At 73.2% G+C, this 9,309-nt stretch carries 10 protein-coding genes; 3 read left to right on the forward strand and 7 right to left on the reverse strand.

Features of this window, described 5'->3' with window-relative positions; all coding sequences use genetic code 11:
• The 6 genes from E1284_RS34955 to E1284_RS43425 form a co-directional block, all read right to left on the reverse strand.
• Positions 1-1,040 (reverse strand): serine/threonine-protein kinase (locus E1284_RS34955; protein ID WP_131944441.1); only part of this gene is annotated, 1,040 nt, incomplete at its 3' end.
• Between the two features lie 51 nt (positions 1,041-1,091).
• On the reverse strand, positions 1,092-1,931 hold the full coding sequence (locus E1284_RS34960; RefSeq protein ID WP_131944442.1) for a serine/threonine-protein kinase: 840 nt from the start codon (positions 1,929-1,931) through the stop codon (positions 1,092-1,094).
• A gap of 63 nt (positions 1,932-1,994) precedes the next feature.
• Positions 1,995-2,945 carry an acyl-ACP desaturase gene (locus E1284_RS34965; RefSeq protein ID WP_131944443.1) on the reverse strand — a complete coding sequence of 317 codons (951 nt, stop codon included), beginning with the start codon at positions 2,943-2,945 and terminating at the stop codon, positions 1,995-1,997.
• 209 nt (positions 2,946-3,154) lie between these two features.
• Entirely contained in the window at positions 3,155-3,937 is a 783-nt protein-coding gene (locus E1284_RS34970) for an SDR family NAD(P)-dependent oxidoreductase (RefSeq protein ID WP_131944444.1), read from the reverse strand.
• 66 nt (positions 3,938-4,003) lie between these two features.
• Entirely contained in the window at positions 4,004-4,165 is a 162-nt protein-coding gene (locus E1284_RS43420) for a hypothetical protein (protein ID WP_243714936.1), read from the reverse strand.
• Between the two features lie 35 nt (positions 4,166-4,200).
• A complete protein-coding gene (locus tag E1284_RS43425) occupies positions 4,201-4,488 on the reverse strand; it encodes an NADPH-dependent F420 reductase (protein ID WP_243714937.1) in 288 nt (95 codons plus the stop codon).
• Positions 4,489-4,549: 61 nt separating this feature from the next.
• Here E1284_RS43425 and E1284_RS34980 point away from each other — a divergent pair, with 61 nt between their 5' ends.
• Positions 4,550-4,735: a winged helix-turn-helix transcriptional regulator gene (locus E1284_RS34980; RefSeq protein ID WP_243714938.1), complete on the forward strand. Its 186-nt coding sequence runs from the start codon at positions 4,550-4,552 to the stop codon at positions 4,733-4,735.
• Here E1284_RS34980 and E1284_RS34985 read toward each other — a convergent pair.
• Positions 4,722-5,504, reverse strand: a complete 783-nt coding sequence (locus tag E1284_RS34985; RefSeq protein ID WP_131944446.1) for an enoyl-CoA hydratase/isomerase family protein — start codon at positions 5,502-5,504, stop codon at positions 4,722-4,724. The genes E1284_RS34980 and E1284_RS34985 overlap by 14 nt on opposite strands.
• Before the next feature lie 111 nt (positions 5,505-5,615).
• Between E1284_RS34985 and E1284_RS34990 the strand changes: the two genes are divergently transcribed.
• Entirely contained in the window at positions 5,616-8,624 is a 3,009-nt protein-coding gene (locus E1284_RS34990; protein WP_131944447.1) for a DEAD/DEAH box helicase, read from the forward strand.
• Positions 8,624-9,309: SWIM zinc finger family protein (locus E1284_RS34995; RefSeq protein ID WP_131944448.1), on the forward strand; the 686-nt coding region annotated here is incomplete at its 3' end. The genes E1284_RS34990 and E1284_RS34995, both read left to right, overlap by 1 nt.

Genomic DNA, 9,309 nt, shown 5'->3' on the forward strand with positions numbered 1-9,309 from the left:
GGCGCGGGGGTGGGCGCGGCCGCCGGGATCCCCGTTCCGCCCGGCGTGGCGGGCCGCGCGGGGACGTCCCTGGACGCGGAGTCCGGCGGCGGCCCGGTCACCGGCATGGAGAACATCCGGGAGTGGTCGGCGGCCGGCTCGTCCAGCGACGTGCCGGCGGCGGACGCGGCGGACGCCCCGGCCGCGCCGGCCGCCGGGTAGTGCTGGTCGACGCGGGTCTGGTCGGTGATCGTCGCCTCGAGGTGGATCCGCCGGGTGAGCTGCACCAGGGTGACCGCGGTGGGGCGCTCGGCCGGGTGCCGCGCCATCGCCGACCGCAGCACGGGCAGCAGCGCGTCCGGGACGCCCTCCAGGTCCGGCGTGCCCTGCATGATCTTGTAGAAGATCGACTCGAAGGTGCCGGAGCCGAACGGCGGCCGGCCGGTGGCGGCGTAGGCGACCGTCCCGGCCCAGGCGTGCACGTCCGACGGGGGGCCCGCGTCCTCGCCCTCGATGATCTCCGGGGCGAGGTAGCCGGGGGTGCCGATGACCATGCCGGTCGCGGTGAGCCGGGTCGCGTCGGCGGCCTGCGCGATGCCGAAGTCGATCACGACGGGCTCGCCGTCCACGAGCATCACGTTGCCGGGCTTCATGTCGCGGTGCACGATCCCGGCGCCGTGGATCGCCGACAGCGCGGCCGCCAGCCCCACCCCGAGCCGCTGCAGGCCCGGCCCGTAGATCGGCCCGCCGTCCTCGACGACCTCTTCGAGCGTCCGGCCGGGGACGTACTGGGTCACGATGTAGGGCTGGTCGGCGGTCACGTCGGCGTCGAGGATCTCCGCGACGTGCGGGCTGTGCACCCTGCGCATCGAGTCGACCTCGCGGGCCAGCCGGCGGCGCGCCGTGGCGTCGCCCGCGACCGCGGGCCGCAGCACCTTGATGGCCACGTTGCGCCCCTCGGGGTCGGCGCCGAGGTAGACGACGCCCATGCCACCCTCCCCCAGGGTCTGCAGGACGCTGTAGTGGCCGATTCGGTCCCCGGACGTGACGGCTCCCTTCATCGTTTCCGAAACCCTACCCTCGCCGATTCCACCGAGAAGATCTAATCGGCATCAGGCGGCCGCCGTCCCGAGGGCCCTCCCGCAGGCCGGAGCGGAGGCCGGAGCGGGGGCCGGTGCGAGGGCCCCGGCGAACCACCGCGCGGACGGCCGCCGGGACGGGTCGCGCCGGAACGCCGCCCGCAGCAGCCCGGCCAGCGGCGCCGGGACGCCGTCCAGGTCGGCCTGCCCGCGCAGGATCCGGAAGCACACCCCGTGCAGCGAGCCCCGCCCGAACGGCGGCCGGCCCGTCGCCGCGTACGCGACGGTCGCCGCCCAGGAGAACACGTCCGACGCGGTGGTGGCGCGCTCCCCCTCGATCAGCTCGGGGGCGAGGTAGGCGGGCGTCCCCACGACCATCCCGCGCCGGGTGATCTGCGCGGCGCCGGACTCGTGCGCGATCCCGAAGTCGATCAGCGTCGGCCGGTCGCCGAGCACGATGACGTTGCCCGGCGACACGTCGCGGTGCAGGACGCCCGCGTCGTGGACGTCCCCGAGCGCGAGCGCCAGCCGCCGCGCGAACCGGGCCAGGCGGTCGCCGCGCAGCGGCCCGTAGGCGGGGACCAGGTCGTTCAGCGGGCACCCCGGCACGTACTGCATCACCACGTGCGGGCGCTCGGCCGTGACCGCCCCGTCCAGCAGCCGCGCGACGTGGGCGCTGCGCACCCGCGCCTGCGCCCGCACCTCGCGCGCCAGCCGGTCGATCGCCTCCCCGACCCCCGCGAGCTCCGGGACCAGCTCCTTGACGGCGACCTCGCGCCCCTGGGAGTCCAGGGCGAGGTACACCACGGCGGTGCTCCCCCGGCCGATCTCGTCCAGCAACCGATAACCGCCCAGTCGCCGATGCGTCCCCATGCATCCTTTGACGCGAGGAACGGGCTCCGCGTTCCCGTGATCAGCGGTTCGGCGGTCTTCCGGTCAGCCCTTGCGGGCGGCCTGGCGGGCGCGGCGCTCCTCGCGGCGGGTCTCGAACCTGGTGGCGGCGGCGTCGAGCTGCCCAAGGAACTCGCCCAGCTCCTCGCGGGCCTTCTCGCCGTCGCCGGACAGGTCGGTGCGGTCGAACACGCCCCACTTGCGCAGCACCGGGACGAGCACGTCGTCGTGGTGCAGCCGCAGGTCGTAGATGCCGGCGTTCGCGATGATCACGGACTTGCGGAGGAACCCGTCGATGCTGTGACCGGGCATCTGGAACGACTTCACGACGTCGGTGATCGCGCGCATCGTCTCGTTCGGGGCGGCCTCCAGCGCGGCGCCCATCAGGTTCCGGTAGAAGATCATGTGGAGGTTCTCGTCGGCGGCGATGCGGGCCATCATCTGCTCGCAGACCGGGTCGCCGGACGCCCTGCCGGTGTTGCGGTGCGACACGCGCGTGGCGAGTTCCTGGAACGACACGTAGGCCGACCCATGCAGGAACGAGTCGCCGTGGTCGGCCTCGTAGCCGGCCTCCATGTGGTGCATGCGGGCGCGCTCCAGCGCGACCGGGTCGACGGCGCGGGTCACGGTGAGGTAGTCGCGCAGGACGATGCCGTGCCGGTTCTCCTCGGCCGTCCACCGGTTGACCCAGGTGCCCCAGGCGCCCTCGCGGCCGTAGACGGTGGCGATGGCGCGGTGGTAGCCGGGGAGGTTGTCCTCGGTGAGGAGGTTGACGATGAGCGACTCGCGCGCCTCGACGCTCAGCTTCGAGTGCTCCAGCGACCAGGCCTCACCGTCCAGCGGCCCGTCGTAGTCGCGGCCCTGGCTCCACGGGACGTACTGGTGCGGGAACCATTCCTTGGCCATCGAGAGGTGCCGGTTCAGTTCCTTCTCGACCACCGGCTCAAGGTCGTGCAGGATGCCGGTCTGGAACTTCTCTTCGGGGGTCACGGACATGCGGTTCCTTCGCTGGGACGAGTGGTCTTGCCGGACGTGCCGCCGCGCCTGCGGCTCGATCATGGCCGCCCAGCAGGCCGTACACACAACCTACTCAAGCGTAGGTTCGATCGTCGCCACTCACGGTGACCCCCGTCAAGTCAGCCCCGCGACAATCAAGCGGCGGGAACTTTTGTAGACCGGAGCAAAAAAAGACCGGTGACGCCCTGTCACCGGGTGTCGGCGGCCTGCTGCCACATGCGGTTCACGGCCGCCCTGAGCAGCGGTCTCGGGACGAGCTTCAGCGCGGGCAGCGCCGCCTTGTACTGCACGCCGGGGACCGACAGCGCGCGCCCGGCGGCGACCGCGTCCAGCCCGGCCCGCGCCACATCGTCACGCCGCAGCCACAGCAGGTCGGCCGGGCCGTGTACGCCGGGCTGCTCGTCCTCGGTCCGGGTGAAACCGGGGCACAGCGCCGTCACATGGACGCCCTTGCCCGCGACCTCCGCGTGCAGGCTCTCGGAGAACGACGCCACGTACGCCTTGGTGGCCCCGTAGGTGGCACTGCCGGGCGACGGCGCGAACCCCGACATGGAGGCGACGTTCAGCACGCCGCCCCGGCCGCGCGCGACCATGCCCGGCAGGGCGGCGTGGGTGAGCCGCACGAGCGCCGTCACGTTCAGCTCGATCTGCGCGAGGTGGTCGTCCAGCGCCAGTTCCTCGAACGCTCCAAAAGCGCCGTACCCGGCGTTGTTGACCAGCAGCTCGACCGGGTCGGTGCGCAGCCGCCCCTCCACCTCGGCGCGCTGCGCCGGGTCGGTGAGGTCGGCGGCCACCACCTCCACCGCGACCCGGTACCGCTCGACCAGCTCGCGGGCCAGCCCGTCCAGCAGCTCGGCGCGGCGCGCCACGATCACCAGGTCGGTGCCGCGGCCGGCGAGCAGGCGGGCGAAGCTCTCCCCGATCCCGCTGGACGCGCCCGTCACGAGCGCGGTTCGGTACGCGTGTCGCATGGCGGCAGATGCTATCGGCGGAACCCCAACGACCCCGGCAGCACACTCGAAAACAGAAGTAACGGTTTAACCCTCACTTATCGAGGTGCGCCGCGGGTCGCCGCCGGCGAACTCGGGCGGCGGCAGCATCGCGGACGGGTCCTCGCCCGCGACCCACAGCCCCACCAGGAACGCCGTCGCCGCCTCCAGCAGCCCCGCCCGCTCCAGCCCGCCGCCGTCCATCGGCACGCAGCCGAGGTCGGCGACGAGCGTCCGGACCGCGGTCAGCGCCTCCTCGTCGTCCCCGCACAGCGGGGCACCCGTCCCGCCAGCGGGCCCGCCGCGCGCAGGACGTCCTCGACGCCCTCGTGCCAGACGGCGAGCAGCACCACGTCGCCGTGCTCCGCCGCCTCGCGCAGCGAGCCCCCCGTCGCGCCGTGGCCGATGCGGCCGGCGAGCGCGACCGCCTTGGCGGGCGTGCGCGCCCCGATCCGCACCTCATGCCCGCTGCGCGTCCATTGCGTCGCCAGCGCGTCCGCCATGTTCCCGGCGCCCAGCACTCCGATCCGCATGATGACCTCCCGCTCGATTACCGTCGGACGGGACGCTAGGCAATCCGTTCCGCACCATCCGGTGCGCCTGGAGCAGAACGGCCTGGTGGTGCGGCGCCGCTACGCCGAGGCGCCACCGCGCGTGGAGTACGAGCTGACCGGCCCGGGGCGGGGGCTGATCGAGCCCTTGTCCGCCCTGGGCCGGTGGACCGAGCGCTACGCCGACGAAGTGCTGGACGCGCGGGAGGGGGCGGTCAGCGGCCGGTGAAGGTGGCCTTGCCGGGGCCCTCCTCCATGAAGCTCTTCATGCCGTTCGCCTGGTCGTCGGTGGCGAAGAGGGCGGCGAACTGCGTCCGCTCGATCTCCAGGCCGGTCTCGAGGTCGACCTCCAGGCCCCGGTCGACGGCCTGCTTGGCGGCGCGCAGGGCGATCGCGGGACCGCCGGCGAACGTCGCCGCCCATTCCTTCGCCGCCGTGTAGACGTCGGCGTCCGGGACGACCCGGTCGACCAGGCCGAGGGCGAGCGCCTCGCCGGCCTTCACGTGCCGTCCGGAGAAGATCAGGTCCTTGGCCCTGGCCGGGCCGATCAGCCGGGCGAGCCGCTGCGTGCCGCCCGCGCCGGGGATGATGCCGAGCTGGATCTCCGGCTGCCCGACCTTCGCGCCCTCGCCCGCGACCCGGAAGTCGGCGGTCAGCGCCACTTCGAGGCCGCCGCCGAGCGCGTACCCGGTGATCGCGGCGATGACCGGCTTCGGGATCGCGGCCAGCTCCCTGGTGAAGTCCTGCAGGAGGCGGGACGGCGCGCCCGACATCTCCGCGTACGACATCGGGGCCATCTCCTTGATGTCCGCCCCGGCCGCGAACACCTTCTCCCCGCCGTACAGCACGACCGCGCCGGCCTCGGCGTCCTCGGACACCTGCCGTGCCGCGTCGATCAGCTCGCGCTGCATCCGGGCGTTCAGGGCGTTCATCTTCGGACGGTCCAGCCTGATCGTCGCGATCCCGTCCTCGATCTCGACCCGTACGAACTCGCCCACGGCGATCCTCCTGCGCAAACTCGGTGGCGGACGCCCCGAGCCTAGCCAGTGACGGGACGCGACCCTTGTGATGGGCGGGGTTGTCGGAGGCGGCTGGTAGCTTCGGGGACCATGCTCGTCGCCCACGCCACCTGGCATGGCGGTGCGCTCTGCCTGTGGGCCGAGCGCACCGGCCCGTACGAGCCCGCACCGGACGTCCACCCCTTCGCGACCTGCGATTTCACCGGGACGTCGTACGAGCCGCTCGTCCGCACGGCGTTCCCGGTCGAGCTGGCGATGACGCTGCCGACGCTCGGCGACCGCCCGCTGCCGTCGGCCGAGCTGGGCCCCGAGCCGGTGGCGGACGAGCCCGGGCTGCGCCCGTGGCGGGTGCCGGCGCTGGTCCTCGAACCGTTCCCCGCGATGGCGCTGCTCCAGGCCGCCGAGCACAGCGCCGACGTCGTCCCCGGCACCGACCTGCGGTTCCTGTGCATGCTCGCGGACGAGGCCGTCCACCTCGCCTCGCGCGGGCACGTCCTGCCCGCGCTGCTGCGCGAGGACGGCGACCTCGTGGCGCGGTGGCGTCCGGTCATCGACGATCCGGCGCGGTTCCGGGAGCTCGTGCGCGCGATGCCCGCCGCCTGCCGGGCCGCCGACGGCGGGCGTCCGGCCGCCGGGGTGCTGCGCGAGGCGCTGTCGGGGCTGGTCGACACGGCCGTCCGGGGCGTGGTGCCGCATCCGCTGCTGGTGTCGCGGCGCAAGGAGCCCGACCGGCTGCCGCTCGCCGAACGCTGGGTGATGGCGCTGACCGGGCCGTCCGCCGCGGTCGCCCGCGAGCCCCGCGACGACCCCGCCGACCTGATCGCCGAGCTGGACGCGTGGGCCGCCGCGGCGCGCCGCCCGTCCGGCCCGCTGCGCGTCTGCTTCCGCCTCGCCGAACCGGGCGCGGAGGAGTTCGGGGAGGCCGAGTCCGGCGAGGCCGAGGAGAGGGACGACTCGTGGCGGGTCGAGTTCGCCCTCCAGGGCACCGACGACCCGAGCCTCTACGTCCCGGCCGCCATGGTCTGGGAGGGCGAGGCCACCTCGATCCCGGACGCGGAGGAGACGCTCCTCGCCGGCCTCGGCCGCGCCCTGCGGCTCTTCCCCGACATGGCGCCGGCCCTGGACGGCCCGGCGCCGAGCGAACTGCTCCTCGACACCGCGGGGGCGTTCCGCTTCCTCCGCCAGGCGGCCCCGATGCTCGCCGCCGCCGGTTTCGGCGTCCTGCTCCCCCAGTGGGCGGGCAAGGCGAAGCTCGGCATGAAGCTGACCGCGCGCAACGAGGATCCGGAGGCGTCCGCCGGGGCGGCGGTGCCGTCGGGGTTCGACCTCAAGGCGATGGTCGACTTCCGCTGGGACCTCGCCATCGGCGACGAGAGCATCGACGAGGCCGAACTGGAGGAGCTGGCCCGCCTCAAGACCCCGCTCGTCCGCCTGCGCGGCCAGTGGGTCGAGCTGGACGAGGAGCAGCTCGAGGCCGCCCTCGACTTCCTCCGCCACCCGCGCCGGGGCCGGATGACCGCCGCCGAGGCGATCCGCGCGATCGTCCACGCCGGGGACGACGTCCTGCCCCTCACCGAGGTCGACGCGGGCGGCCCGCTCGGCGACCTGCTCTCCGGCGAGGCCGACCGCCGCCTCACCCCGATGCGCACACCGGACGAGCTGGACGCCGAACTGCGCCCCTACCAGGAGCGCGGCCTCGCCTGGCTGACGTTCATGAACGATCTGGGGCTGGGCGCCCTGCTCGCGGACGACATGGGACTGGGCAAGACGGTGTCGGTCTTGTCCCTTCTCGTCCATGAGCGGGAGAACGGCGCACGCCCTGACCCGACCCTGCTGATCCTGCCGATGTCGCTGGTCGGGAACTGGCAGCGGGAGGCGGCGCGGTTCACGCCCAAGCTGCGCGTGTACGTCCACCACGGGACGGGGCGGCAGCGCGGCGAGGATCTCGCCGAGGCCGTCGCGGGCGCCGATCTGGTGCTGACCACCTACGGGACGGCGGCGCGGGACGCGGAGATGCTCGCCCCGATCGAGTGGGGGCGGGTCGTCTGCGACGAGGCGCAGGCGCTCAAGAACAGCGGGACGCGGCAGGCGCGGGCGGTGCGCGGCATCCCGGCGCGCACGCGGATCGCGCTCACCGGCACCCCGGTCGAGAACCATCTGACCGAACTGTGGTCGATCATGGAGTTCGCGAACCCCGGCCTGCTCGGGCCGCGCAGTGAGTTCCGGCGGCGGTTCGCCGTCCCCATCGAGAAAGAGGGCGACGAGCAGGCCGCGCTGGCGCTGAAACGGGCCACGCAGCCGTTCATTCTGCGCCGCCTCAAGACCGACAAGTCGATCATCTCCGATCTGCCGGAGAAGCAGGAGATCAAGGTCTACTGCAACCTCACGACCGAGCAGGCGTCCCTGTACCAGGCGACCGTGGACGACATGCTCCAGCAGATCGCCGAGGCCGACGAGACCAAGCGGCGCGGGCTGGTGCTGGCGACGATGGCCAAGCTCAAGCAGGTCTGCAACCATCCGGCGCAGCTGCTGAAGGACGGCTCCCGGCTGCCCGGCCGCTCCGGGAAGCTCGAACGGCTGGAGGAGATCTGCGCCGAGGTCCTGGAGCAGGGCGAGAAGGCGCTCGTCTTCACCCAGTACGCCGAGTTCGGCTCAATGCTCCAGCCCTACCTGGCCGCACGTCTCGAACGTCCCGTCCTGTGGCTGCACGGCGGGACGTCCAAGCAGGCGCGCGACGACCTCGTCCAGCACTTCCAGAACGACGAGGAACCAGCGGTCTTCCTACTCTCCCTCAAGGCCGCCGGGACGGGCCTGACCCTGACCGCCGCCAACCACGTCGTGCACGTCGACCGCTGGTGGAACCCGGCCGTCGAGGACCAGGCCACCGACCGCGCGTTCCGCATCGGGCAGACCCGCAACGTCCAAGTCCGCAAGTTCATCTGCGTCGGGACGATGGAGGAGCGCGTCGACGAGATGATCGAGCGCAAGAAGGCCCTCGCCGAGTCGATCGTCGGCACCGGCGAGGACTGGCTGACCGAGCTGTCCGTCGCCGAGCTGCGGGACGTCCTGCGGCTGTCCCCCGAGGCGGTGAGCGACTGATGGCGGACGGCATCAAGGCGCGCAACAAGCGCGGCTCGATCGGCACCGAGTGGTGGTCGCGGCGCTTCATCGACCTCGTCGAGTCTTTCGCCGACAAGGGCCGCCTCCAGCGCGGCCGGACCTACGCCCGCAAGGGCAACGTGTTCGACCTGCGCGTGGAGCCGTACGAGGTGACCGCTAAGGTGCACGGCTCGGCGCCCGATCCGTACGAGGTGGCGCTCGGCATCGACGCCATCGATGAGGGCGACTGGCGCGCCGTCGAGAAGGAGCTGGCGTCCCGCGCGGTGTTCCGCGCGCGGCTGCTCGCCGGGGAGATGCCGCCGGAGATCGAGTGGGTGTTCGCCGAGCTCGGCCTCGCGCTGTTCCCCGGCTCGGCGTCCGACCTGCACCTGATGTGCGACTGCCCCGACTGGGGCGACCCGTGCAAGCACGCCGCGGCCGTCCTCTACCTGCTCGCCGAGGCGTTCGACGACGACCCGTTCCTGATCCTCCAGTGGAACGGACGAGGCAGAGACCAGCTTCTGACCGCCCTACGGCGCGCGACCGAAACCGAACCCGACCCTCTCGACCTGGCGGACGAGCCGCTGACCGCCACCGGTTTCTGGACGCCGCCGTCCGGCCTGGCCCGCCTCCGCGACCGGCCGCCCGCGCCGCCCGTCCCGCCCGGCTTCGTCCTCCAGGTGGC

Source organism: Actinomadura bangladeshensis, assembly GCF_004348335.1.
Taxonomy (GTDB): Bacteria; Actinomycetota; Actinomycetes; order Streptosporangiales; family Streptosporangiaceae; genus Spirillospora; species Spirillospora bangladeshensis.

What these genes read in the sequence shown, in the direction of transcription:
- E1284_RS34990 (WP_131944447.1), top strand. Translation starts at nt 5,616, where the DNA reads ATGCTCGTCGCCCACGCCACCTGGCATGGCGGTGCGCTCTGCCTGTGG.
- E1284_RS34965 (WP_131944443.1), bottom strand. Translation starts at nt 2,945, where the DNA reads ATGTCCGTGACCCCCGAAGAGAAGTTCCAGACCGGCATCCTGCACGAC.
- E1284_RS34970 (WP_131944444.1), bottom strand. Translation starts at nt 3,937, where the DNA reads ATGCGACACGCGTACCGAACCGCGCTCGTGACGGGCGCGTCCAGCGGG.
- E1284_RS43425 (WP_243714937.1), bottom strand. Translation starts at nt 4,488, where the DNA reads ATGCGGATCGGAGTGCTGGGCGCCGGGAACATGGCGGACGCGCTGGCG.
- E1284_RS34960 (WP_131944442.1), bottom strand. Translation starts at nt 1,931, where the DNA reads ATGGGGACGCATCGGCGACTGGGCGGTTATCGGTTGCTGGACGAGATC.